This window comes from Bacillus sp. EB V-12 (assembly GCF_056158125.1).
The window spans coordinates 200,715-224,724 of sequence record NZ_JBUXJL010000004.1 but is presented as its reverse complement, the minus strand read 5'-3'; the positions used below and the strand labels follow the sequence as shown (position 1 = coordinate 224,724).

General features: G+C 32.9%; 31 protein-coding genes. 20 read left to right on the top strand and 11 right to left on the bottom strand.

Annotated features, from left to right (window positions below; genetic code table 11):
• Positions 1 to 18: 18 nt before the first annotated feature.
• Positions 19 to 159 (bottom strand): YrzI family small protein, encoded by a 141-nt coding sequence (locus ACZDYH_RS16465; protein ID WP_474886713.1) that lies wholly within the window; start codon positions 157 to 159, stop codon positions 19 to 21.
• A 441-nt stretch (positions 160 to 600) separates the two neighbouring features.
• Between ACZDYH_RS16465 and ACZDYH_RS16460 the strand changes: the two genes are divergently transcribed.
• From ACZDYH_RS16460 to ACZDYH_RS16430, 7 genes are all read left to right on the top strand, one after another.
• Positions 601 to 1,194, top strand: a complete 594-nt coding sequence (locus ACZDYH_RS16460) for a DUF4825 domain-containing protein (protein ID WP_000876539.1) — start codon at positions 601 to 603, stop codon at positions 1,192 to 1,194.
• Positions 1,195 to 1,207: 13 nt separating this feature from the next.
• Positions 1,208 to 1,696, top strand: a complete 489-nt coding sequence (locus ACZDYH_RS16455) for a DinB family protein (protein WP_474886645.1) — start codon at positions 1,208 to 1,210, stop codon at positions 1,694 to 1,696.
• 124 nt (positions 1,697 to 1,820) lie between these two features.
• Positions 1,821 to 2,201, top strand: a complete 381-nt coding sequence (locus ACZDYH_RS16450; protein ID WP_000805185.1) for a GntR family transcriptional regulator — start codon at positions 1,821 to 1,823, stop codon at positions 2,199 to 2,201.
• Positions 2,198 to 3,070: an ABC transporter ATP-binding protein gene (locus tag ACZDYH_RS16445; RefSeq protein ID WP_000560923.1), complete on the top strand. Its 873-nt coding sequence runs from the start codon at positions 2,198 to 2,200 to the stop codon at positions 3,068 to 3,070. Before ACZDYH_RS16450 ends, ACZDYH_RS16445 begins: the two co-directional genes overlap by 4 nt.
• Positions 3,067 to 3,738, top strand: a complete 672-nt coding sequence (locus ACZDYH_RS16440) for a DUF4052 domain-containing protein (protein WP_000178200.1) — start codon at positions 3,067 to 3,069, stop codon at positions 3,736 to 3,738. The genes ACZDYH_RS16445 and ACZDYH_RS16440 overlap by 4 nt, the downstream gene beginning before the upstream one ends.
• A gap of 39 nt (positions 3,739 to 3,777) precedes the next feature.
• Positions 3,778 to 4,257 carry a CcdC family protein gene (locus ACZDYH_RS16435; RefSeq protein ID WP_000502963.1) on the top strand — a complete coding sequence of 160 codons (480 nt, stop codon included), beginning with the start codon at positions 3,778 to 3,780 and terminating at the stop codon, positions 4,255 to 4,257.
• A gap of 117 nt (positions 4,258 to 4,374) precedes the next feature.
• The gene (locus ACZDYH_RS16430; RefSeq protein ID WP_001259199.1) at positions 4,375 to 4,884 is read left to right on the top strand and encodes a 2'-5' RNA ligase family protein; all 510 of its coding nucleotides are present in this window, start codon (positions 4,375 to 4,377) and stop codon (positions 4,882 to 4,884) included.
• A gap of 14 nt (positions 4,885 to 4,898) precedes the next feature.
• Here the strand turns inward: ACZDYH_RS16430 and coaW are convergent, their stop codons facing one another.
• The 8 genes from coaW to ACZDYH_RS16390 all read right to left on the bottom strand — a co-directional run bounded on the left by coaW (position 4,899) and on the right by ACZDYH_RS16390 (position 11,034).
• Positions 4,899 to 5,720, bottom strand: coding sequence for a type II pantothenate kinase (gene coaW / locus ACZDYH_RS16425; protein ID WP_000442501.1), 822 nt, complete (start codon positions 5,718 to 5,720; stop codon positions 4,899 to 4,901).
• 84 nt (positions 5,721 to 5,804) lie between these two features.
• Complete coding sequence (locus ACZDYH_RS16420) at positions 5,805 to 6,203, bottom strand: 3-hydroxyacyl-ACP dehydratase FabZ family protein (RefSeq protein WP_000547649.1); 399 nt, start codon at positions 6,201 to 6,203, stop codon at positions 5,805 to 5,807.
• 56 nt (positions 6,204 to 6,259) lie between these two features.
• Positions 6,260 to 7,459, bottom strand: a complete 1,200-nt coding sequence (locus ACZDYH_RS16415) for an LL-diaminopimelate aminotransferase (RefSeq protein WP_000222697.1) — start codon at positions 7,457 to 7,459, stop codon at positions 6,260 to 6,262.
• Positions 7,460 to 7,800: 341 nt separating this feature from the next.
• Positions 7,801 to 8,163 carry a hypothetical protein gene (locus ACZDYH_RS16410; RefSeq protein ID WP_063245536.1) on the bottom strand — a complete coding sequence of 121 codons (363 nt, stop codon included), beginning with the start codon at positions 8,161 to 8,163 and terminating at the stop codon, positions 7,801 to 7,803.
• Between the two features lie 169 nt (positions 8,164 to 8,332).
• The gene (locus ACZDYH_RS16405; protein ID WP_078187059.1) at positions 8,333 to 8,632 is read right to left on the bottom strand and encodes a hypothetical protein; all 300 of its coding nucleotides are present in this window, start codon (positions 8,630 to 8,632) and stop codon (positions 8,333 to 8,335) included.
• 149 nt (positions 8,633 to 8,781) lie between these two features.
• Entirely contained in the window at positions 8,782 to 9,984 is a 1,203-nt protein-coding gene (locus ACZDYH_RS16400; RefSeq protein ID WP_000269258.1) for an MFS transporter, read from the bottom strand.
• Between the two features lie 294 nt (positions 9,985 to 10,278).
• Positions 10,279 to 10,713: an exosporium protein ExsC gene (gene exsC, locus ACZDYH_RS16395; RefSeq protein ID WP_474886640.1), complete on the bottom strand. Its 435-nt coding sequence runs from the start codon at positions 10,711 to 10,713 to the stop codon at positions 10,279 to 10,281.
• 168 nt (positions 10,714 to 10,881) lie between these two features.
• Positions 10,882 to 11,034 carry a YqbF domain-containing protein gene (locus ACZDYH_RS16390; RefSeq protein WP_000291905.1) on the bottom strand — a complete coding sequence of 51 codons (153 nt, stop codon included), beginning with the start codon at positions 11,032 to 11,034 and terminating at the stop codon, positions 10,882 to 10,884.
• 478 nt (positions 11,035 to 11,512) lie between these two features.
• On the opposite strand from ACZDYH_RS16390, the gene ACZDYH_RS16385 reads away from it, so the two are divergent.
• The 8 genes from ACZDYH_RS16385 to ACZDYH_RS16350 all read left to right on the top strand — a co-directional run bounded on the left by ACZDYH_RS16385 (position 11,513) and on the right by ACZDYH_RS16350 (position 16,464).
• Entirely contained in the window at positions 11,513 to 11,881 is a 369-nt protein-coding gene (locus ACZDYH_RS16385; RefSeq protein ID WP_000071478.1) for a hypothetical protein, read from the top strand.
• Between the two features lie 195 nt (positions 11,882 to 12,076).
• Positions 12,077 to 12,862 carry a class I SAM-dependent methyltransferase gene (locus ACZDYH_RS16380; RefSeq protein WP_474886638.1) on the top strand — a complete coding sequence of 262 codons (786 nt, stop codon included), beginning with the start codon at positions 12,077 to 12,079 and terminating at the stop codon, positions 12,860 to 12,862.
• A 69-nt stretch (positions 12,863 to 12,931) separates the two neighbouring features.
• Positions 12,932 to 13,120 (top strand): DUF3970 family protein, encoded by a 189-nt coding sequence (locus ACZDYH_RS16375; RefSeq protein WP_000621873.1) that lies wholly within the window; start codon positions 12,932 to 12,934, stop codon positions 13,118 to 13,120.
• A gap of 77 nt (positions 13,121 to 13,197) precedes the next feature.
• Positions 13,198 to 14,163 carry a nucleoside hydrolase gene (locus ACZDYH_RS16370; protein ID WP_409532127.1) on the top strand — a complete coding sequence of 322 codons (966 nt, stop codon included), beginning with the start codon at positions 13,198 to 13,200 and terminating at the stop codon, positions 14,161 to 14,163.
• Positions 14,164 to 14,343: 180 nt separating this feature from the next.
• On the top strand, positions 14,344 to 14,586 hold the full coding sequence (locus ACZDYH_RS16365; protein ID WP_000638306.1) for a GlsB/YeaQ/YmgE family stress response membrane protein: 243 nt from the start codon (positions 14,344 to 14,346) through the stop codon (positions 14,584 to 14,586).
• 77 nt (positions 14,587 to 14,663) lie between these two features.
• Positions 14,664 to 15,059 carry a hypothetical protein gene (locus ACZDYH_RS16360; protein ID WP_000834883.1) on the top strand — a complete coding sequence of 132 codons (396 nt, stop codon included), beginning with the start codon at positions 14,664 to 14,666 and terminating at the stop codon, positions 15,057 to 15,059.
• Positions 15,060 to 15,370: 311 nt separating this feature from the next.
• Entirely contained in the window at positions 15,371 to 15,517 is a 147-nt protein-coding gene (locus ACZDYH_RS16355) for a chorismate mutase (protein WP_474886635.1), read from the top strand.
• Positions 15,518 to 15,792: 275 nt separating this feature from the next.
• Entirely contained in the window at positions 15,793 to 16,464 is a 672-nt protein-coding gene (locus ACZDYH_RS16350; RefSeq protein ID WP_474886634.1) for a YjgB family protein, read from the top strand.
• A gap of 170 nt (positions 16,465 to 16,634) precedes the next feature.
• On the opposite strand, the gene ACZDYH_RS16345 is transcribed toward ACZDYH_RS16350, so the two are convergent.
• Positions 16,635 to 17,849, bottom strand: coding sequence for an MDR family MFS transporter (locus tag ACZDYH_RS16345; RefSeq protein WP_474886632.1), 1,215 nt, complete (start codon positions 17,847 to 17,849; stop codon positions 16,635 to 16,637).
• A gap of 101 nt (positions 17,850 to 17,950) precedes the next feature.
• Between ACZDYH_RS16345 and ACZDYH_RS16340 the strand changes: the two genes are divergently transcribed.
• From ACZDYH_RS16340 to ACZDYH_RS16320, 5 genes are all read left to right on the top strand, one after another.
• A complete protein-coding gene (locus ACZDYH_RS16340; RefSeq protein ID WP_474886631.1) occupies positions 17,951 to 19,687 on the top strand; it encodes an ABC transporter substrate-binding protein in 1,737 nt (578 codons plus the stop codon).
• 159 nt (positions 19,688 to 19,846) lie between these two features.
• Entirely contained in the window at positions 19,847 to 20,470 is a 624-nt protein-coding gene (locus tag ACZDYH_RS16335; RefSeq protein WP_000102240.1) for a YhbD family protein, read from the top strand.
• Between the two features lie 13 nt (positions 20,471 to 20,483).
• The gene (locus ACZDYH_RS16330) at positions 20,484 to 21,194 is read left to right on the top strand and encodes a bactofilin family protein (RefSeq protein WP_001258384.1); all 711 of its coding nucleotides are present in this window, start codon (positions 20,484 to 20,486) and stop codon (positions 21,192 to 21,194) included.
• An 18-nt stretch (positions 21,195 to 21,212) separates the two neighbouring features.
• Complete coding sequence (locus ACZDYH_RS16325; RefSeq protein ID WP_000400903.1) at positions 21,213 to 21,920, top strand: polymer-forming cytoskeletal protein; 708 nt, start codon at positions 21,213 to 21,215, stop codon at positions 21,918 to 21,920.
• A 24-nt stretch (positions 21,921 to 21,944) separates the two neighbouring features.
• Positions 21,945 to 23,480 carry an MDR family MFS transporter gene (locus ACZDYH_RS16320; RefSeq protein WP_000229616.1) on the top strand — a complete coding sequence of 512 codons (1,536 nt, stop codon included), beginning with the start codon at positions 21,945 to 21,947 and terminating at the stop codon, positions 23,478 to 23,480.
• 54 nt (positions 23,481 to 23,534) lie between these two features.
• Here the strand turns inward: ACZDYH_RS16320 and ACZDYH_RS16315 are convergent, their stop codons facing one another.
• On the bottom strand, positions 23,535 to 23,855 hold the full coding sequence (locus ACZDYH_RS16315) for a hypothetical protein (RefSeq protein ID WP_001062733.1): 321 nt from the start codon (positions 23,853 to 23,855) through the stop codon (positions 23,535 to 23,537).
• Positions 23,856 to 24,010 lie beyond the last annotated feature (155 nt).

The window sequence follows — 24,010 nt, the reverse complement described above, 5'->3', positions numbered from 1 at the left end:
CCTCCTTTCGAAAAGGAATTACAGGTGATCACAGTAAAGTGCTTGGCGCTCCTTAACATCATTCATAGCTTTTTTAATTTGCTCATTATGAAGAATTTCATCTTTGGAAATTGTATTTCTTTGAATCGTAATACTTAAAAACAATACGCTAATAGTCATTGAATGTTGCTCCTTTCTTAGAAAAATAATGTAAGAGACTAAAAAATCGCGCAAAAAAACCACAGGAAGATACAGTTCTCCTATGGCTGGGCGTGAAAAAGCCACAGGAAAGTATACGACCTCCTGTGGCGAATTTATGAATTAAATGAAATAAAGTACGATTTTCAATTCTCCATTAGGGTGGTCGAATTCATATTTAATTGTCCAGAAAACACAGGTGCAGTTAACGCTAAAGTTAATGCATGTAATTGTAATTTCATCATTTCCTTCGACCTCCTTTTAGAATTTTTTTCTTACGTTAGTAAGTATATACAATTAATGGATAATTGTAAACATAAAAAATGAAAATTTTTAATTTTGATTAAAATGCGTATATTTAAAAAGGGATTTGAAAGTAAATATTGTAATTAACGAAATATCGATAAAAATGGGGGATGCTAAATGAAATATATGCATCATAACATGATCGTTATGCTAACAATTTTTTTATTCATTGCGGCTTGTTCTAACGGAGAAAGAATAAAAGATATATATGATGTTAGGTCAGATGATTTTAAGAAATATACTGGGACATACGTTGGTAATAATTCAGATGTGGTTGCAATTGTTAATCATTTACCCGGTGGTGGAACAGTTCAAAGTATAAGTTTAGAAAATGAAAATATAAAAGTGAACTATGGTGCAAAAGAAAGTGGGGCTCTTACAGAAGAAATGATTGAGACGTATTGGTTTGATGAGAAGGATACGATGAAGAAGAATTTTTTCTTTAATGCTATATATTTAGTGATTTTAGTGCCAAATGCAAAAAGTTATGAGTTTCAGGTAGATAATAAAAACTTTAAGATAACGAGGGAAGAAATGTTATCAATTTTGCATAGTATATTCGATGATTTTCCAAAAGAAAAAGATATATGGGATAAAAATAAAGTTATAAAGTTCTTTAACGGCAATGAAGAAAAAATTAAAATGCTTGTGGAAGATAAAGATTTTCGGAAATCTTTATTTGCTAAATATCCAGTGAGCCAGTTGAAATAATGGAGGGGAGAAGATGGAGTTAGTATACAAAATTTCTTATCATAGAATGCAGGATTATTATTTACCTAAGTTAGTACAGGCGATTAGGCTCGTTAGTGAAGAAGATTTGTGGAAACAAGAGACCTCTGTTAATTCAATTGGTGGAATCGTACTACATATTTGTGAACATTTACAGAGAAATACAAGGCGTTATAAGGATCCCAATATAGTTTTTGAAAATGGAATTGAAGAATATTTTCCAATAAAACATTTAAGCTTCGAAACTTTGTTAAAAATTGTTGAAGAAACATTTGATGAGTGGGGAAAAGTATATATACAAGTATGGAAAGAAAAAAGGCATATTGATCTTCATAGTTTATTACATTTAGTGGAGCATACAAGTTATCATTTAGGGCAAATAGTAGATCGTACAAAGTCAATAAAGGGACAACAATTTAATTTTTGTCAAAATGGTATAAATGAAAAGAATTTGAGAACAAGAGTTGAAACTTCGAATTTTTAGAAAGAGAGACATTCTTAATTGAATGACTCTCTTTTTTGTAAAAGAAATTTATGGAAAAAAATAATTCTATGTGATATGGTTAATTACATAAGTAATGAACCTATGAACCTAAGGTGGTGAAAATGTGAAGCCGACTCTAGAACAAAATAAATTAATATACATACAAATTGCAGAAACGATTGAATCTGATATTTTAAAAGACATATTGCTTGAAGAAGAACAAGTTCCATCGACAAATCAATTTGCGAAGATGTTACAAATAAATCCGGCTACCGCAGCTAAAGGGGTGAATGTATTAGTGGATGAGGGGATTTTATATAAAAAGAGAGGGATCGGGATGTTTGTTGCAAAAGGGGCAAAAGAAGTTGTACTAAAAAAAAGACAAAATACTTTTATGACTGAATATTTACCTAAAGTGTGGGAAGAAGCGAAAGTACTAGAAATATCAAAAGATGAATTGATGGATATGATTCAAAAGATTACGAAGGAGGGGAAAGAGGGATGATTGCACTTGAAACGAAAGATGTAACGAAAAAGTATAAAAAGAAAATAGCTGTAAATGAAGTAACGATTTCATTGGAAGAGAATAAAATATATGGTTTGCTTGGAAGGAACGGAGCAGGGAAAACGACTTTATTAAATTTACTAGCAGGACAAATTACTTCAAGTAGTGGAAGTGTATCAATATTTGGTGAAGATGTTTTTGAAAATAGTAAAGCGATGCAAAATATTTGTTTCGTTAGAGTAAAAGAAGAGTCTCATTTAAGTTATAGCGTAAAAGAAATTTTTAAGATATGTAACATGTTTTATAAAAATTGGGATCAGAAGTTTGCTGAAGAACTGGCGGGTAAATTTCAGCTTAATATAACAGAGAAATACCATAAACTATCTCATGGCATGCAAACAGTTGTAGGAATTATTAAAGGGTTAGCAAGCAGAGCGACAATTACTATTTTTGATGAACCAACTACAGGATTAGACGCAGCACATCGTGAGTTATTTTATAGTTTACTACTAGAAGATTACGGGGAGTATCCCAGAACAATTATATTATCAACACATCTGGTAGAAGAAGTAACCCATGTTATTGAAGAAGTAATTATCATAAAAGAAGGTGCACTTGTTGTTCAATCAACAGTGGAAGATTTATTGCAACAAGGTCATATTATTTCAGGGCAAAAAGGTAAAGTGGAGGAGTTCTTGATTAATAAAAAAGTTATAAATAAAGAAATTTATGGGAATAAAGGTATTGCTGTTATATGGGAAGGGCTTTCTAATGAAGATTGTTACTCTCTTGAAAAAGAAGGTTTAGTAATTGATAGAATTACATTACAAAAACTATTTATTCACATGACTGGTGGTGAAGTGGAATGACGATGTTAATGAAACAATTGAGGTTACATATAAATTTTCATTATAAAGCAATTTTAATATTTTGGATTGTAGCTTTATTAATAAAAGGAGCTTTATATGCTGCTCATTTAAATGAAGCGAAAGTTGGTTATTTACCCGAAATTATCAATAATCCTTCAATTGCAATTATGATTTTTATAGTAGGGAGTGTTTTCATTGTTCAAGATGATTTATTTCGTTTAGCAGTTTCATTTGGTATAACGAGAATACAATATTTTATCGGAGCGATTTGCTATATTGTGTTGCAATCCGCATTGTTTTCATTCCTTCAAATACTGTTTTTACAAGATATAAAATATAACTTAGTAAATGTTAACTTTGGAGAGCAATTAATACAACAGTTTATTTTACAATTTTTATTTTATGTTACGATAGCATGTTTCTTTCAAGTAGTAGTAATTTTTAAGCAAAGATTTCAATGGATTGGTCTCATGATTGGTGGGTCGCTTTTCCTTTCAACAAATAGTGTGCTGTATGGAGAAGTAGGGATAAAAGGATTGTTATTTACAAATGATGTATCTTTAATAGATATCCCTTATTTTATTGTTATTTCAATTGGATTAACAATTCTTTATATCATAACTAGTAGTATATTTATTCGTAAAGTATCATTTGAACGAACAGTTTAAAATAGTGATAGATTATTCTTTTAGGGAGAAGGAAAATATATGGGAGACACGTCCTCACTAATAACCGTCTTTTTATGCATTGCACTATTGATATTTTGGCGTCGTTATCGCTCCATGCATAAGCCAATAAAGGGATCGGGAAAACGTATTTTATGGCCATTACTATTTTTAACACCAGGTATTGTATGGTTTTTAGGTCCCGTACATCCAGCTATATTACAAGTAATTATAGCGGTATTCATTGGTGTACTTTTTGCTGTACCGCTTATAGTATTAACAAATTATGAACGAAGAGATGATGGGAATATTTATACGAAAAAAAGTGCAGCTTTTTTAATTACTTTTATTGCACTTGTCTTTTTAAGATATGGTTCAAGACAATTTATCGTTGATTTAGATCAACAAACGATTGGTTTATTATTTTACGTTGTTGCAGTATCGTATATTTTTCCTTGGAGAATTGCCTGTTATATAAAGTTTAGGAAAGTTTGGCGGGAAAATAATAATCATGCTATATGAAAACTTCTCATTTGAGAAGTTTTTTTATTTTTACAGGTAAGCAAAACAAGTTGTTGAAGGGCAGGCTGTCATAGAATATGATACATATTATAATGAGGAAAAGTTGAGGGGATAAAAATGCGTACAATTTTACTTTTTCTAAACAACATGTTCATTAGCGAAATCGAGGACATTAGGCAAAAACATGATCCTTTATTTGGATTAATTTCACCGCATATTACAATTGTATTCCCATTTGAAAGTTCGATTTCAAATGATGAGCTGAAATTACATATTATAAATGTATCAAAACCGATACAGAATATAGAAATTGAATTTACGAATCAAATTACAAGTGAAAGAGAATATTTGTTTTTACGAGTTGAAAAGGGGAAAGAACAAATAGAGGAACTACATAATATTCTATATACAGGACCTTTATTACAATTTTTGAAAGAAGACATTCCGTACATCCCGCATGTAACAGTCGGAAGAAAAGAAAGTGCCGAATTAGCTGCTGAAGTAGTGAAGGAGATTCCTAGTTTTCATGGGAAGTTAAATTGTGTGATTGATAGAATAAGCGTGGAGCGAATTGGAGAGAACGGGGAATCAATTATTGAATTTGAAGTGCCATTTCTAAAAAGCTGACAAAAGTCAGCTTTTTATTTCGTAGCATGAAGTAATGCACCAATTGCACCGCTATTACCACCATCTTGTAAAAAGATTGGTGTTTTATTTTGATATTCGGTGTAGCTACTAATAATATGTTGAAGTTGTACGTTATTACATAAAGTCGAACCAATATAAATAATATGTTCAATGTTTTTTGTTTCAGCGAATTGAAGGCTTAATGCAGTAACGACTTCACCGACAAGTCCTTGTACAGTAGCTAGTATATCGGAGCTACTATTATTTGATTCTGTAATGGCTGCTTTTCCGAAGTTACTAGCAGTTAAGTTATTATCGATAGGGGAAAGAATACCACCATAAATATCTCCAACCGTAATATCTAGTTCTTTTCTAGATCCTACTTTTGTTAGAGGTATTATATCTTCAAAATGATCTATATTTGTTAACAATTTTGAGAGTCCCATAATAGTCCCACCGCCAACTCCGGTTCCACCAGCGCGAATATATTGTTCATTATAAACATAATGGATAGAAGTACCTGTACCGATATTGGTTAAAATAAAATTGTTTATAGTATGTTGTTCTTCTTTTAATATGAATTGGACACCTGCAAGAGTAGCTTCAAATTCGCTTAGCTCTATTATTTTATATGAACCTGTAAGCAGTTGCTGTAATAGTTTCGATTTACCACCCGTAATACATATTTGTTTTATGCCATTGTTGTTTTTAATCCAATCTATTATTTTATGTTGTTCATGCGAATAAAATTTTTCAAAAGTTAATAGCTTTTTTTTGTTAAAATAAGCTATTTTCGTTAATGTGCCTCCAGCATCGATACCGATAGTACGTTCCATTTTCCTGCTCCTAACTACGTAATATGTTTTCCTATTTACTTAATCGGTTGAGAATAGATATTTCCAACTGATATAAGGAACACTTTAATCTGCTTGATATATTAATAGTTTTTCTATAGTTACAATAGGCTGGTCGTTTACAGTTGCAATACCTTTACCAAGAACAAAACCTCGGCGATTGCGCGTTAGCTCATAATGTAAATCAAGTTTATCACCGGGATATGCTTTTCCGTGGAATTCAACTCCATCTAAAGAGGAGAGGAATCCTAGTCCTTCAGAATCACTTGTATGTACAAATGCACTAAGCTGAGCAAGTGCTTCTACAATTAACATATGAGGCATATGTTTGTGACTATCATTTATAAACCATTCGTTATTTGTAATGAGTTTATATCCTGTAACGAATTCATCTTGTTTTACATTTGTTACTTTATCAATCATTAAAAATGGATAACGATGGGGAAGTGTGTCTTTAATATGCATATGAAAGTACCTCCAATTAATAATACCCCTGCTAAAGTTAAGCAGGGGAGCCGGAATTAATTTTTAACTAATTCATTTACTTTTTCAAGGACGAAAATGCCGCTATTTCTAATGTTTTCAACAACTTGTTGCAACACTTCTTTATCTTGAACGAGTGCAATACGTACGAAGCCTTCTCCGTGAGGTCCAAATGCATGACCAGGTGTAACAACGACATTCGCACGATCCATTAATGCATAAGCGAAGTCTAGAGAAGTCCATCCTTGTGGAATTTCTGCCCAGACAAACATACTACCAGCTGGCTTATCGACATTCCAGCCAAATGTTCGGAATCCATCGACTAAAGTATCTCTCCGTTCTTGATAAATATTGCGGTTTTTCTCACAAAATGCAGCGCCATTTCTTAGTGCTGCAGATGCCGCTTTTTGAATTGGTAAAAATACACCGTAATCGGTATTAGATTTAAATTGAGTAAGTGCACGAACAATTTCTTCGTTTCCAATCATATATCCAATACGGCTACCTGCTAAACTATAACTTTTTGACAAAGAATTGATTTCTACACCAACTTCTTTAGCACCAGGTACAGAGAGGAAGCTAATTGGCTTATTACCATCGAAATAAAATTCAGCATAAGCAAAATCATGGACAACGATAATATTATGCTTTTTCGCGAATGCGATTACTTCTTTAAAGAAATCTTCATGAGCCATTGCTGGAACGGGATTCCCTGGGAAGTTTAAAATCATCATCTTCGCTTGATCGGCAATTTCTTCAGGGATGACTTCTAAGTCTGGTAAGAAATCATTCTCTTTCTTTAAAGGCATGTAGTAAGATGTTGCACCAGCCATTTGAATACCTGTTTCATAAGCTGTATATCCTGGATCAGGAACTAATATAATATCACCTGGATTTGCATAAACCATAGGTAAATGAACGAGCCCGTCTTGTGAACCCATTAATAATAAAACTTCTTTATCCGCATTTAATAACACGTTATGAGTGTTGTTGTAATATTCAGTTACAGCTTCGTGAAATTCTTGAATACCTGATAATGTATACCCGTAGCTCTCTTTCTCACTCGCTGTATGTACCATTGTTTCTCTTACAAAATCAGCGGGCGGCATATCAGGATTTCCGATGCTCAAATCAATCATGTTATGACCTGCTGCAATTTTTTCTTTTTTATAGGCTCCTAATTCACTAAATATAGAAGATTGGAATGCTTTCATTCTAGTTGCTAACGTGTAAGTCATCAAAACCCCTCCTAAAACAGTGCTTTCATTCTGCATTTTTAATTATTCTGAAAACACATGTTTATATTTTATCATTTTTTTATGAAAATTAAAATGATTGACAAATTTAGAGGAAGGATTAGCCTATTTTGAAAAGTATCGATGTAAATAGCGTAGATGTGTTAATTGAAATGTCTATTATAGGATTCATTTTATATAATTTAAGGTATTCTCTAGTTTTTATTAAGTATATTTCTCATGTTTTGAATGAAAAAGAATACGAAAACAAGGGCTATTTTTGTGGCTGATTTCTAAAGTGAAATAACGCAGAAAATATTTTCTGCGTCTCCTCTGAAATGTAATCATTTCTTTTTATATGTGCATAATTTTTCGGCTGTCAAAAAGTATACATTTAGTGTACCGTCGGCAACTTTTAAAGTTTGGTCCGATGTAAATGAATTACCATAATCAATGTGATATACATTAGAATTTTTGACAAATGAGCCTTTATATAAATCGTCTTTATTCTTTGTTGTTTGCATTTCTACTAAATTTTGCACAATTTCCTCTTTATTTTCTTTTTTGACAACTGTTTCAAATTTATAATATACAGGGCATTCACCATTTTTATTGTCAACGACTTCCCAAGAACCGTATATATCGTTATTGTTGCATCCACTAAGTAGGATGATTAGTATAGGAATTGTAAGTAGAACCTTTTTCATTTTGTGCTCCTTTCTTTTAAATTTGAATAAACGTGCGAATACGATAGGGATATTATAATAAATAAAGTTTAAATTTTTTTAAAGAATTATTTAATTTCATATAAAAATTTAGGAGAAATTAAATAAGCATGAATCTAGTGTAAAGTCAGATTCATGCTAGTACCATAGCCTATGTTATGTCTTTTTTGAGCATAAATAAAGAGGAAAGCAGAAGCACTATTCCATTTAATATATATACGCTTGCGATCATAAAGGCTAACGTACCTGCGCCAAATCCTGCTTTATCGAATATAGAAGCAAATGTTGTGATAGTCAAAAAGATAATGGGAGTCAGTAGTAAAAATATGAAACCTGCCACGATTCTTTTTTTAAAACTATGTCCAGATAAGGAAATGGCTAAAAAGTTTAGGATGCTAAACAGAGCAATTGCAAAGAGCAGGACAATAAATACTTCGATGCCACCAGACATTTTACCACTCCTTTTATAAAGAGTACTTTTTATAATCTATTCGAAATTAAAGGAGGATACTCCTTTAATTTCAATAAACGTAATAAATAGGCGTATTATAAAACAAAGAAGTATGGATTCAATATTAGATCCATACTTCTTTGTTTATTTTATAAATTCGCAGATTGCGAATGCTGTTTTTCATAATGTTTCTGCTTAGAGAGGGAAATAGAAATAATCAATAATGAAACGACTCCGAAGATGAGAACCATATATTGTAACCCAATTGTATCTAAGAAGAAGCCTGTGCCAAGTAAGACGATTTGGAACATAACCCTCTCAAACATATTACGGAATGAGAAGAGGCGACCGTGATAACTTTTTTCCACTTTCGTTTGGAAAATCGTCGACATAATAGGGAAGAAGCAGCCAACACTAAACCCAAACAACCCAAATGATGTAAGAGCCATCCATTTTATATCGCTAAAGAACAATGACAGATGTGCAAAAGCAGTACAAACTGCGAAGAAATATAGTAATTTTTCAGGTTTGAAATGATCAGATAGACGTTTAATTACGAAGGCACCTATCATAAATGCGACACCTTCAATTGTATATATGAACCCTTTAATCGTAGGATCATGTTGCATTTCGCTAATGTTAATAACCATTAAATTAAACCCAGCTATAAATAATAGAGGGATGATACTTAATATAAGTGCTGTAAAAGCAATAGGAATTCCTTTTAAAATACGAAATACTTCCATAAAGCTATTATCTTTTGCAGCTTGTTTACTTGGTGTTGTTGATTTCTTGTCTTCGAATTGTAGGAAGAAAGTCGAGAGGAATAATAAGGCGTATGCTGCCATTGAGAAGGCATACATGTACTGTAAACTCATCACAACTAAAAGAATTCCACCTAGTGAAGTACCTGCAATACGAGCAATTGTACCAACATTCATATGTACACCGTTCATTTGTAATAACTCATGCTCACGTACGATGAGTGGAATTACAGATTGTAATGCAGGGAAATAAAATGCTGCTGAAATTTGAAGAGCAACCATAAATGCAATCATAAATGCGATACTTTCAAATTGAATAGCAAAAAACATGAAAATAACACTTAAAACTCGACCAAACCCAGCGTAAAGAAGAACTTTTTTCTTTTCATACTGATCGATGACACGGCCAGCCATAGGTCCAACTAGAACACCGGCTAATAGTCCGATAAATAATATAACTGATTTCATGAAATCAGAAGGGACATATTTTTGCATAAATTCAAGGTTGCCAAGAATACCAAGCCATAATCCTAGACCTGCAATAAACTCCCCAATTAAAACAATCCAAACGTTTTTATTACGCCACATAACATAAAACCTCTCCGTCTTTTAAAATGAAAAACGCGTATATAAAACCTCCTTATTTATGCAGTGTTTTTATACGAACTTTTTTAGAGTCAGAGTCTATATTACGTGTTTCATAAGTGGATTTCAATCTTTTTGATTTGTCAAAAATTTGATGTGTTAAGTGCTGAAATAAGTGAATCAAAACGTAAAAATTTTATGATTAAAGCTAATAGAAAGTAAGGATACATATAAAAAAGCAAGAACGTATAACTACGCCTCGCTTTTCTCAAGTACAAAACTAAATATTAGATTCACTTAGCAACATTTACGCTCTTGTCCAATAGCTAAAGCGCTAAAAGATAGAGGACCAACAACTTCTGCACTAGCACCACTAGTAAGGTTTTCTACAGTTAATGAATATTCGTGTGTTCCACTGCTAACGTTTTGATCTATAGCTTGAAATGTTTGTACGTAAAATTGTTCAGAATCTGTAGATTCAATACCTACTTGTGCATTAAAAATTTCAATATTATCACGGAAAATTCGGAATAAAAATTGTGAAGTCCCAGTTATTCCTTCTACACCAATTGTAGCGATTAATTCTACTCGATTATTACGTGAATCTCTACTTGAAATTCTCAATTTCAAATTTGCTAAAATTGCTTTATTTGGAGAAGCTGGGATTGCAAAAGTTGTTTCACCAGTTTTACTAATAGGTTGAGTAGCTTGGTAATCAATGATATGAGTCATATTCTTCACCTCCTCATATACTAGAATATGAAAATAGTGAAGAATTAGCTTGGACAAATACTAGATTATTTAATAGAGTCAACAACAATTATTGAAAAGAAGAAATTCACATAAAAGCATTAAGAATATATCACAATAAGATGATATTTTTCTTAATGCTTTTTGTAATTAAGCAGAGTATTCTTCTTTACGTACTTCAAAAAATTCATTACGTCGTAAGTAATTATAAATTTTCTCTGAAACCTCTTCTTCTTCAGACACCAAGAAACGATGGTCAAAAGCGTAGAAAGATTGACCTTTAATTAATTTTACGTAATACATATTAAACGCCTCCTGACACTAGATTATTACTTGCTTCATATTTATGATGGCCTATATGTCTGCTAAAAATACTTGGAGTTTCAAAGGGGATAAGCAGAGGGATGAAAGAGCTTACAATTCTGTAAGGTTTATGTCACCTTTTTCGATAGTTTACATTCGCTAATTTCTTCTATACTACAAATAAGTTACATAAAATAAGGGGGTAAAAAGATGGATGAAGTAATTGGAGAAGTTGTAGCAGGTATTTGTGAATTTGTAGTAGAAGTAACAGCGGATGCTATAGGAAATTTAGTTTCCGGAAATGATGAGGAAAAAGAAACATTATAATAATTTGTAAAAGAATAAAGTTGATCGAATTATAAAGGCTGATTTCTAAAGGGGATTCAGCTTTTTTATTTTTTACATTATATTAACTTAATTTGAATATTCATTTGTTATCATATTTAAGAAGCCTATATAAGGAGGTGAATAAACAAATATGTCGAATTCAGGGCCTGATTTATCTGTTTCTCGTTTGATTGTGGTAAATATAGAGGAAAAAGAATATCATTTTATTGTTCGTGAACATCCGATTGTAGGGAAATTTATATCGCTATTTGAAAATGGAAAAGAATATGGTTTAATAGATAAACAAATCGCTAATAAAGATAAATTTATTACATCGGAGCTTACTAAGTTAGATTATTTTAATATAGATGTTTTATATCTTACACCTGGGTGGATATGGATTGGTATGGATCAATTTGGTTTACATGCTCGTGAGGCTACTTATAACGAAGTAGATGTTATTATGAAGTTGAAAGAGGATTTATATTATATAGATATATATGAAGAAATAAAAATGTAGTAAATATTTAGTCAGGTTAGGGGGCAAGTTCCCGTAGCCTTTTTTGTTTAATGGAAGAACGTATAATCATATTATTTTGATTATAAGGGAACGTGATGAGAAGTGAGATGAAAAGAGGATTTGAAAATACATGAAGAGAATTGTAATAATTATATGAGTCGTATATGTAAATAACAATAGAAAGAAGATGATAATATGAGTAAAGAAGAGCTTGTGAAAAAACAGTTTGGCAGTAATGCAGATAAATATGTAAATAGTAAAATACATGCTAAAGGACTGGATTTACAATATGTAGTTCAACAAGTTGAGTTTCGTCATAATAATCGTCTTCTTGATGTTGCTACTGGTGGTGGACATGTGGCAAATATGTTAGCACCTATGTTTGAAGAAGTAGTTGCACTTGATTTAACAGAACAGATGTTAGAAAAAGCAAAAGTTTTTATAAAGCAGAATGGTCATGAAAATGTATCTTTTGTAGCAGGAAACGCAGAGGATTTACCATTTGCAGACCATTTTTTTGATACAATCACATGCCGGATTGCAGCCCATCATTTTACGAATCCGGCTCAATTTATTTATGAAGTAAATCGTACATTGAAGGATAATGGATTATTCATCTTAATAGATAATGTTTCGCCAGAAAATAATGAATATGATACATTTTATAATTTTATAGAAAAAAAGCGAGACCCAAGTCATGAACGAGCTCTAAAAAAGACAGAATGGCTTACTTTATTAGAAAAAAACGGTTTGCAAATGCAGTCATGTCTTACTTTTGATAAGAAGTTTGATTTTGACTGGTGGTGTAATATGATGGATGTCCCTTTACAAAAGCGTGAAAAATTAACAGAATGTATGATGAAAGCACCAAACGAAATGAAGGGATATTTTAATATTCAATTTAAAAATAATAAAGTAGAATCGTTCTATACTGAAATGGCTATGTTTATATGTAAAAAAAGTACAACGTTAAAAAGATAAATGTGTTGCAGTCTTTCTGAAGTACGATATACTTAGTACAGAGAAACTGAGAATTGAGGAATAGTTATAATGATTCGTGTACGCATTGAAGGTTCTGAGGAAGAAATGCTTGAATTTATGGGGAAAATGCCAGACATTCCTGGATTTGAAAAGACACATATGAGAGAGCCGAGAAAAGGAAATAACCCGAAATACGATTCAAGTAAAAATGTACTTGCATATTTGTCTTATAAAAAGATTGAAGTCGCCAATAAATAGGCGACTTTTTTAGTTTGCGCTGTTTCACCGCCTTGTCTTTTTCACATAATAATAATAGTAGATTATGCTTAAGAGGGGTGAGAATAGTTAATAAGAAAATTATCTTTTTTGGAGACTTTGGTATTGATGACGCCGTAGCGTTAATTTATGCAAATAAAACATGTAAATTAGATATTCTAGGTATTGTTGCTGAGTACGGGAATGTATCACGAGATATCGTTACGGAAAATGTTTATTTTTTAGAAAGGTACTATGCTACACAAGTGAAAATTATTGAAGGTGCGAGTAGACCGATGACAGCTGAAGAGCCTTTGTTTTTCCCTGAAATCCACGGGGATCACGGTTTAGGTCCTATTATTCCACCTGAGATGAGAATTTGTAAACGAGAAAATTTTTGTGAATTAATCAAATTAATCGAACCTTGTCCAGAAGATATTATAATTGTGGCGACAGGGAGACTAACGACGCTTGCTACGTTATTTTTATTGTATCCAAATATAATGGATCGTATTTGTTCGTATTATATAATGGGCGGCGCTTTCCTATTTCCAGGTAATGTTACACCAGTATCTGAAGCGAATTTTTATGGTGATCCAATTGCAGCAAATATTGTTATGAAATATGCGGAAAACGCTAGCATATACCCGTTAAATGTAACACAGGGCGCGCTTATTACGCCTGAAATGGCCAATATAATAGATAAACAAGGAACTGGACAGGCGAAACTCATTAAACCAATGATTGATTTTTATTATGAGAATTTCTATAAAAAAGAATATCCGGGTATTGGTGGAAGTCCTATACACGATTTACTACCGTTTATCTCGTTTATAAATGACAGTATTTTCGAATATAAAAAATCGGCAGTTTGGATTAGTACGACAAATGATGTGACTAGGGGCCAAAGTGTAGCAGACTTTAGAAAAATAGCTGAGCCAACAAGGTTTGATGATCGGCCGATTCAAAGAATTGCTGTTGGTTTTAACTATGCAGCTTTTAAAGAAGAGTTTATGCGAACAATATTGAAGCCAGATTGTTCTTAATGTGTGTAATAACAAGTCGGATAAATCGTTAGTTCAAAAAAAGGTTTAATCTGTGTGTATTATTCTCAAAAATCTTAAAGTTGAACAACATGAATAACTTATGAAAAATGTCACATAACTAATGGTAAGCAATTGTTTCTAATTATATTTTGATTGGTGAAATGTAAAGGAGGTTATTATATGATTTGGTCTTTAATCGTCGGTGGTATATTAGGATGGCTTGCGAGCTTAATTACTGGAAAGGACGTACCTGGTGGTGTAATTGGTAATATTATTGCTGGTATTATCGGTTCTTGGGTTGGTTCGAAATTACTTGGTAGTTTTGGTCCAGTCATTGGCGGATATGCAATTATTCCAGCTTTAATCGGTGCGATTATTTTAATTTTCATCGTAAGCTTCTTATTACGAGCAATGCGAAAATGAATGTAAGGACTGTTTACATTTGTAAGCAGTCCTTTTTATATGTTATGCTAGTATTATACAATCAGGAGGTGTCAGCATTGAAATCATTTACAGTAAATTTCCATCAAGAAGATAATGCAAAAGCGACAACAGTACATAAATTAAGTGAAGAGGACTTCAATAAAGCAACTGAAAAAGGTACTCGTCATTTATTTGATTTAGATACAAACGTTGGCTTCTTCGTATTCTTTGATGCAGAAGATGCAGAAGGAAATGATCAATACTTAATGTTACAATATGAAGGGGATCATGAAGAACCAACTGCATGCTACGGATTTGATTTAAAACTATACTATCAATTTTTAGCACTATACTTAAACGATCTTGAATTCCAAGGCGAAACAGATGAGGAAGAGGAAGAATACGGTCCAATTCATCATTTAGCGCATTTACTTTATCATATTGTTGAAGATGGTAAATCAATTGAAGTGTAATATACATATTTGAAGCTGCTCTTTTTGGGCAGCTTTTTTATATGACATTGAAATGGTGTACAATAAGGTGAAATTTTAATCAGTGGGGGTTTTGTTCATTCCCACTGATTATCAGCCCTCACCAATTTAGCTTTTACGGGCAGCAGGGCCCCCACCTAACTTCTTTGTTTCCGCTGAATTTTGAGGTGGGGATCTTACTGCCCGGCAAATAGCGGGATAAATTAATAATAGAAATTTATTTATTACTTTCATGTTAGCGTCGTAAAACACCTGTTATAATGATTGTAATTAAATTCTTGGAGGCTAATTCTATGCTTGTAGATGTAAAAGTTTTTATTAAAGCTGCAGGTTTAACATGTATTTCATCATTAAGTGGAGATAACACGTTTGCTTATAATTTTGAAACAGTAAAAAACACTATCGCTACATTTTTTAAGAAGCTAAGATTTACCGTTTAATTTCATTTCAACCAGTAGGAAAAGAGTAATCACTTCCTACTGGTTTTTTTGTTTCAAGGAGCTGTTGTGACAGCATGTTTTAAGTTATAGATAGAGGATATTATCATCGAGAAGAGAAGGTTTAAAGAAGGAGATGAATACGATGATTAACAATATAATTCCAAGTTTTTTAAAATTATGGGAAAGTGACGATTTAGAATTAGAAGTCCTTAATTAATACTATACTTCGCATCCGGTTGATTATCGAAATGAATAAAATACAATAGGGGGTAAAAATGATGAAAGTATATTTCAAAATAGTTATGTTATTTCTTGCTTTTACATGCACATTTGCATTAGCAGCATGTAAAGGGACAGACGAAAAAAAGGAAGCAAATCCAGCCTCGGAAAATAATAAAAATGAACAAAGCAATTCTTCAGAAGAAAAGAAAAATCTTGAAGCAAAACCAAGTAATGAAAAAACAATAAAACCATCAGCTGAGCAAGATTCGAAAGATAGAACACTTAATCAAAAATCAATTAACCACGTTAAAGATTTGTTTGAACTAGCAAAAGAAGGAAAGGTACCTAATGTGCCATTTGGAGCCCATACAGGGGATATTGAAGAAATTGAAAAAGCGTGGGGGAAAGCAAATAAAACTGAATATGCAGGGAATGGAATGTACGCAACTTTTACAAATAAAAATGTTGTTTTCGGATTTAATAAAGGGTCACAAGTTTTTGATGTACGCTCATATCATGCAGAACTAAAATTGATTACATTACAAGAAATTGAAAAAGCATTAGGAAAACCATCTTCAGTTAAAGAGAATGGTGAAGATAAAATATATGTATACAAAGTAAATAACCAGTATGAATTGAAATTTGTCATTCCAAAATCGACTGGTAAGGTCGATCATATTTCCGTATTTTCGCCAGAGGATAGTATTAATAAAATGGCAGGATAAGAAATTAAGTGATTTCAAAAACACCTCACTTTCTTGAAGTGAGGTGTTTTTAGTTGTAAACAAGGAACGTCTCCTGTCATATAAAACATACCTTCATATGCGAAATACTTCACTTTTATTTTTTAGCATTTATCCAATAAGAAATGTTGATCTACTGAAAAAGTAGTAACCTATAAATTATGTGTAGGATGGTTCACGATTTTTTTACGTTTCAAACTTTGAACAAATAGCGCTTGAACAATACCTCCAACTAATAAGAAGCTAGCACAAATATAAAACAGCATACTTCCATTTAACTTACTTAATATAACTGCACCAATAACTGGTCCACACGTTCGAGATATATCCCAGTGTATACCGTAAATTGAAAAATATAAACCACGTTTATCATGAGGTGCAATTTCTGAAACGAATCGTAATAAATGGTTTAGAGCAATACTTTCTCCAATGACTAAAAAGAGTAAGGTGAAGAATAACGACAATATCGTCGTTGAATAACTAAAGCCAACTGCAGCTATTGTATAGCAGGCGTAAGAAATAAGGATGATTTTCGCCATAGAAAATCGTTCAGACCATTTTACGAGGAAGATTTGTAGAATGATTTCCAAAATGGCTTTGCATGTTGAAATAAATGCGAGTATGAATACGAGATTAGGAAATACATGTTCTGCAAAAATACGATAATTCGTCTCAGTTTGTGCATAAAAAAAGCTAATAGGAAGTGTAGAAACCATAAGACCGAATATGGCGTAATGTTTAAAAACAAATTGCTTTGGTGAACTTGCCTCAACTGTTTGTTTCGACTTACTTATAGGTGGAACAGTTTCTGGGAGCTGGGTCCAAACAACAACAGCATATATCGTAAGAGTTACACTTTGCACGATAAATAAATATTCTGGGTGAGTATTATAAAAACTTGCACCGATTAAAGGGCCGACTACGGATCCGATTGCTCCCATCGTTTGTAGGAGAGCAAAAATCTCTGCTTGCTGCTCTTGTTTTGTTAAATCAGCAATTTGTGCACGCTGAGCTGGAATGTATAAGGAACGGCCAATACCATTAATGACATATAACAGTGCAAATATAAAAACGGATTGAGCGAAAACGAAACTACCGATTGCAACACCTTGTAGTAATAATCCGAGTAACATAATCTTTTTTCGGCCATATTTATCAGTAATTCCTCCAGCAATAAGTGTAAATAAAATGTCTGAAAGTGGCTGTAATCCGAAAATTAGCATAGTTATTATTACATTGCCGTTTAACATTTTATTGACGTAAATAATCATAATGAGAGCTAACATAGATTCAGTCGTTCGGGTTAATAATTCACCACACAATCTAATAAAAATAGGTTTATTGTAACGAAGTAAGAGATAATTCAATATTAATTCCTCCTTTCTATATTGAAATGATAAGATGAAAGGAGAGTTGGAAAAAGGGTAGAAACTATAGGGAGAATTTTTCACCTTTTAGGGGGAGTATGATGTTTATTTTAGATCAATACATTGAACTATGGATTGCTTATGGAAAAGGAAAAAAAGAGGGAGAACGATTGGAAGTAACAGTGCAAAATATATCTGGTACATTATTTTGTACAGAGCGCAATAGTAAATTAATTATAAAAAAATTAGATGAGTTAAATTGGATTAAGTGGTTTCCAGGTCGCGGCAGAGGAAATCGGTCTAAGTTAATATTTCAAAAGCACCCGATATCTTTAATTTTAGATAGAGGAAAAGAAATAACGAAAAAAGGGGATGTGAAAAGCGGAAGTATATTTGTGGAACGCTATAGCTCACATTTTCCATCGGTAAAGGGAGAATATCATTCCTGGGTGGATTCAATATTTGGTCATAAGGTTGAAATGACATCTGAAGGGAGAAGAGATGTACTCCGGTTGCAAGTACAAATGAATTTAGATATCACATTAGATCCTGTATACGCTACAATGCGCTCAGAATGCCATATGGTAAAACATATATTCGACACACTCGTGTATGTAGACGGTAATACAAACATTATAGAGCCAAGACTTGCATTTCACTGGGAATATAATGACGCTGAAAAAATATGGACGTTTTACTTACGAAAAGAAGTTCACTTTCATAATGGAAAACAACTTACTGCACATGATGTTATATACTCGTTGAATCGATTTATGAAGCTGGAAAATAATGCACACGCATGGATGTTACAACACGTTGAAAGTATCCGTTCAGTGGATGACTACGTTTTCGAAATTCAATTACATACAGAAAATCGAATGTTTTTACATATGCTAAGTGCAGAACAGTGTTCTATCGTGAATGAAGATGAAGCAGGAGGGCTAATTGGAACCGGGCCTTTTCAATTATATAAAAGTAATGAAAATCTGTTCATTTTAGAAGGACATCCTTTATATTTTCGTGAAAGACCTTTTTTAGATCGTGTTGAGTTGTGGAATGTAGAACAAGGTGTAAGTACATACGATGTTTTAGTAAAGGCGCAGTATAAAGATAAAGAAAAACATAATAAAGAATTGTCCCGGCTTGAGTCGAACGTGACATATATAACATGTAATCTTACGAAAGAAGGACCAATGCAAGATGCGTTATTTCGGAAAGCGTTATATAACATCATTCATGGTTATACAATCGTTCAAGAACTCGGCGGAGAACGTGGAGAAGTGGCAAAAAAACTAATATTAGCAGGTGAAAGCATTGTAGAGATTGAGGAAGATGTAGAAAGTTTAATTAAAAGGAGTACTTATCATAATGAAGTGCTACAACTCTACACATTTACAGGACGAGATCATGTTGAAGATGCACAGTGGATACAAAAAGAGTGTGCGAAATACGGGATTCGTGTAGAAAATAATTTTCTTGATATAGAAGAGCTATTGGAAATAAGTACGATAAAAAAGGCCGATATGATGCATGATAGTGCCACAATTAGTGAACGAATAGAAGATAGTCTATTATATATGTTTCTTACAAAAAATAGTTTTATTCATGGACAAAGCAGCATGGACTTTCATGAAAAGTTGTCTCCTTATTTTAGACAAGAAGAATTAGAGAAAAGAGTTACACTGTTACGCGATATCGAGGATACTTTGTTACGTCAAATTCATGTTATTCCTTTATATCGTAATAAACAAGAGGTAAGTACACATGAAAAAGTTCAAAATATAATGATTAATTCACAAGGTTGGATTGATTTTTATAATATTTGGTTTAAGTCTTGATATATAAGGGCTTTTGCACATTTTCATAAGGTGTGTAAGAGCCTTTTTTGTATGTAGGAATAGGTTTGTTTTACACATTGTTACGCTACTTGTGATAAAAGTCTATTTACAGCGTAACAGTGTTATGTTACATTGTTATCAGGAAGGAGTGTTATACAGTTGAGTACAGATTTAATTTCAAAAAAAGATTTATTAGAACTAACTGGTATTTCATACGGACAGTTATATAGGTGGAAAAGAAAAAATTTAATCCCGGAAGATTGGTTTGTACGAAAATCAACGTTTACAGGTCAAGAGACATTTTTTCCGAAAGAAAAGATATTAGAGCGTATCGATAAAATCCAAACGATGAAAGAGGATTTATCACTTGATGAACTAGCTAACATGTTTTCACCGAGTGTGAGAGAAATTCTTTTAACAAAGGAAGACATTTTATGCAAGGGGATTGCATCAGAACCAGTTTTACAATTTTTCATAGAACAAACGAATAAAACAGCAGAGTTTCAATTTGTAGACATTCTTTATGTGTACATGTTAGAAGAATTACTACAATCAGGAGAGATTAGTTTAGAAGAAGGAAAAATGGTCTTGCAAGTTTTACGTGAAAATTATGAAGCAATGAAACATAAAACTTGTGACTTAATCATTGTCCGAAAGTTAGGGATTTCTACATGTTTATTAGTTTCAAACGTGGACGATTTAATTTTTGAAAAAGGCACCAAAATCGTTTTACGCGAAGCGATTATGAAATATACCGAAGCATTAAAAACTAAATTGTTCTAGTGGAGGAGAAAGTATGCGTACAGATAATTTGATTATAAATGGTTACGGTTCATCGAATGGCGGCGAGTTTCATAAAGTGCAATTAAACGGAAAAGGAACTGTGAATGGAAATGTTGAATGTGAGCAATTTGAATGTAACGGTTACGGTGCAGTTACTGGTGATTTGAAAAGTAGCAGTGCACGAATTAGCGGATCTGGTAAAGTTGATGGTACAGTTCATGCTGAAACGATGCGAATTGATGGAAAAGCAACAATTACGCAAAATGTAAAAGCAAACAGTTTGAAAATTGCAGGAAAAGGTACGATAGGTGGAAATGTCACTGGTGAAGAATTTAAAGTCAATGGTCAAGCTACAATTGACGGTAATTGTGAAGTGGATACTTTTTCTTCAGAAGGACAATTTACAATCGGTGGTTTATTAAGCGCAGATGAAATTAATATAAATATTCACGGTACATGTCGAGCGAAAGAAATTGGTGGTCAAACGATTAAAGTAAGACATAGATCAGGTACATTTAGTAGGTTATTTAAAACAGTGTTTGGCTTGCAGTTAGAAGCTGAACTATTAGAAGGTGACAATATCGATATTGATTATGCTCACATAAGAACGGTAAGAGGAAACAATGTTACAGTAGGAGCAAACTGTGAGATTGAACTGATTGAATATACCGGTGTTCTTACTGTTGATAAAAATGCAAATGTAAAAGAAATTAAGCAGGTTTAACGGAAGGGAGAAATCAGTATGGAACATCCACATAGTCTCACAGTAAATGGTTCTGGTAATTCAGCAGGCGGAGATTATAATAAAGTGAAGATTCGCGGTGAAGGAACAATTACCAATGATATGAGTTGCAATGAGTTTAAAACGTACGGAACGAGTGATGTACACGGTAATGTGAAAGTGAAAAACTATGTCGTGTATGGAGATAACGAAGTACAAGGAAATGTAGATGCGGAATATGTAAAAGTATATGGTAATACACAAATTCATGGTGATGCTCATATTGAAAAAACAAAAGTTAGAGGTATGATAGATATTGAAGGAAAGTTTTCAGGTGATTTCGTAGATGTAAAAGGTGCTTTAAATGTGAAGGGAGATATTGAAGTAGAAGATTTATCATTAACTGGTGGTCTTGAAAGTGATGGATTACTTAATGCTGAAAATATTCAAATCTCACTTCGTTATGAAGGCAGTAAGGTAAGAGAAATTGGTGGTAAAAAGATTACTGTGCGTAAAAAAGCGAGATTTATTCCTTTTACTAGTCATGCTGGAAACCTCCAAACTTCGATTGTTGAAGGAGATGATATCTATTTAGAACATACGATTGCTGAAGTTGTAAGAGGCAACAACGTCACAATTGGTCCTGGATGTGAAATTAGTGTTGTAGAATATCATACTAGTTTTAATCAAAAAGGTAATGCAGTCGTAAAAGAACATAAACAAATATAAGTAGTATGAGGGAGAGCAAGAGATATGGTTGAGAAGAATAATAAGCTCGGCTTTGTTGTGGCGGGCTTATTGCTAGGTATTTTAATGGCATCGATGGATAATACCATTGTCGTAACGGCGATGGGAACAATCGTTGGTGACTTAGGAGGCCTCGAAAACTTTGTATGGGTCGTTTCTGCCTATATGGTCGCAGAAATGGCAGGCATGCCGATTTTCGGTAAGCTATCAGATATGTATGGTAGAAAGAGATTCTTTATTTTCGGTTTAATTGTCTTTATGATTGGTTCGGCACTTTGTGGTACTGCTGAAAATATTACACAGTTAGGTATTTATCGTGCCATTCAAGGTATTGGCGGCGGGGCATTAGTGCCAATCGCGTTTACTATCGTTTTTGATATTTTCCCACCTGAAAAACGCGGGAAAATGGGTGGTTTATTCGGAGCGGTATTTGGATTATCTAGTATTTTCGGGCCATTACTTGGCGCATATATTACCGACTACATTAGCTGGCACTGGGTATTTTATATTAACTTACCACTTGGCATTTTAGCACTTATTTTTATTACATTCTTTTATAAAGAATCACGCGTTCATAGGAAGCAAAAGATTGATTGGTTTGGTGCAATTACTTTAGTTGGTGCAGTAGTTTCTTTAATGTTTGCGCTTGAACTAGGCGGACAAAAATATGATTGGGATTCTAGCTTTATTTTAAGCTTATTTGGTGGATTCGCTATTTTAATCATCGCATTCATTTTTATTGAACGAAAAGTAGAAGAACCAATTATTTCATTTGAGATGTTTAAGCAGCGCTTATTCGGAATGAGTACAATTATTGCTTTATGTTACGGTGCTGCATTTATGTCAGCAACTGTGTACATTCCGTTATTTATTCAAGGTGTATACGGTGGTACCGCAACAAACTCAGGATTATTACTTTTACCGATGATGTTAGGATCAGTCGTAACAGCGCAGTTAGGCGGATTTTTAACAACTAAACTTAGCTACCGAAACATTATGATTATTTCTGCGGTTATTATGCTAATTGGACTATTCTTATTAAGCACGTTAACACCAGAAACAAGTCGTGCATTATTAACAGTTTATATGATTATTATCGGATTTGGAGTCGGTTTCTCATTCTCTGTACTAAGTATGGCAGCTATTCACAACTTCGGTATGGAACAGCGCGGGTCTGCGACTTCAACGAGTAACTTCATTCGTTCGTTAGGAATGACACTAGGCATTACAATCTTCGGAATGATCCAAAGAACAGGTTTCCAAGATCAATTAGAAGAAGCATTTAAAGGGATGAGCGGGGGAATGAATACAAACGCTTTAGGGGATTCAAGAGCTATTCTATCAGAATCGGCAAGATCTCAAATCCCTCCGCAAATATTAGATAAGATTATTGACGCTCTTTCTAGTTCAATTGTTCAAACATTCATGTGGGCATTGGTACCAGCTGGATTAGCATTCATATTCATTTTCTTTATGGGAAATGAGCGCATGGTAATTAAGAAACAACAAACGAATAAAAAGAGTGAAACATCAAAAGCGTAATGAAAAAGCTCCTTTCTAATTGGAAAGGAGCTTTTTCGTATGTACGGTGTTAGATTAGCCTTCGATAATTTCGTATTCTTCGTCTGCAAGTAATAAAATTTGCGTTTTCTTGCCTTTGTTTTGAACTTCGATTACATCGTATGCGCCTAAGTCTCTTACTTTGCTTTGAGAAGCGTTAACCATAACTTCAATAGAATCAATTAAGATATCTTCTTCAATATATGATTCAGGCAATGCCATATCTTCAGTATCTAATACACACGCATATAGATTTTGTAAATTTTCAGCAGTTGGGTTTTGTTCCTCAACATCAATGATGTTTTTTACTGCTTCCATATTTTCCTCTTTTGCTTGGTATACTTTAATTTTAGCCATTGTTTTAATCTCCTTTATAACGTAATCGTAGAGGCTACACCTTATTATAACGTTTTTTTCATGAAAGATGAAATTGTTATATGTATTTATAGTAAAAATTATGTTTCCTTACTCAAAAATGATGTGATTTCCATATAAATGTACGATTAGGTAAC